The sequence below is a fragment of the Dendronalium phyllosphericum CENA369 genome, from assembly GCF_016056275.1.
Lineage (GTDB): Bacteria > Cyanobacteriota > Cyanobacteriia > Cyanobacteriales > Nostocaceae > Dendronalium > Dendronalium phyllosphericum.
Map to the genome: position 1 here is coordinate 1 of NZ_JAECZA010000269.1, position 1,066 is coordinate 1,066.

Genomic DNA, 1,066 nt, shown 5'->3' on the forward strand with positions numbered 1-1,066 from the left:
ACTGTATTCTAAATATAATTGCGATCGCTATTCCCAAAACCACAATCCACACACCACCCCAAGGAATTGCAGTAAACAGCAACCCCAAAATGTAGCCAAGACAAATAATTACACCACTCATTTGAATCATAAAACTTTTGCTAAAAGCATCTGACAAACAGAATTTATAGTTAACTTAAAAATACTTGGAGAGCAGTAAAGAAACATTTTCATGCTTGTGGTGAAGTATAGTTCATTGGCTTTATAGAACCCATTTGACATCTTTTACTATCTTGAAGTACAGTTACCGCAAAAGCCGTATCCAGCAGTCATGCCGTACTCTAGCAGCCTAACAGACGAAGAGTGGGAAATCCTTGAACCCCTACTGCCGACTATATTGCCACCTAAGAAGCAGACCAGACCCTCCAATTGGACAAAAAGAGAACTCTTAGATGGCATCTTCTATCAACTGAAGAATGGCTGTAATTGGGAAGACTTGCCCAAGGACTTGCCCCCCTACTCAACCGTATATTGGCATTACAAGCAGTGGCGGGCATCTGGAGCGATCGACAAACTGATGAGCATCTTACACGCTCAAGTGCGTGAGCAGGTTAAAAAAAAGCCAAGTGGACAACGTTGCTGATCATCGACTCTCAAGCGGTGAAAAACACTTGTAATGCCAGTGCTGCATCGAAAGGATATTGTTTCTACAAATCGACTAATGGCATTAAAAGGCATTTAGCCGTTGATACCCTGGGATTTCCCTTCTTTACTCACTGTACCAAAGCGAATGTATCTGATGATAAGGGTTTGATTGAAATGTTGACGCTCAATATTGATTATTTCAAGTCAAAACCTGTCAATCTTCCCAAGACCACCATCCTGCTAGACCACGGTTATCATCCTGAACATCTCACCGAGGAGTTAGAGAAGGTTTATCCCCAGATCATGACGAAAATCAGATTTGAACTTTCGGCGAAACCATCCAAACAAGAAAACAAAGCGCAAGGGAAATCTGGGTTTATTCCGGTTGCAGCAAGATGGGTAATTGAGCGGTCAAATTCTTGGATGGAAAGATGCAAAATCC

2 protein-coding genes are annotated in these 1,066 nt (G+C 41.8%); both read left to right on the forward strand.

Annotated elements, in window-relative coordinates; all coding sequences use genetic code 11:
• The first annotated feature begins 310 nt into the window (after window positions 1-310).
• A complete protein-coding gene (locus I8752_RS30175) occupies window positions 311-622 on the forward strand; it encodes a transposase (protein ID WP_214432654.1) in 312 nt (103 codons plus the stop codon).
• On the forward strand, window positions 616-1,066 hold a 451-nt coding region (locus tag I8752_RS30180; RefSeq protein WP_214435876.1), incomplete at its 3' end, for a transposase. The genes I8752_RS30175 and I8752_RS30180, both read left to right, overlap by 7 nt.

Coding starts and splice junctions, on each gene's coding strand:
- I8752_RS30175 (WP_214432654.1), top strand. CDS start 311: ATGCCGTACTCTAGCAGCCTAACAGACGAAGAGTGGGAAATCCTTGAA.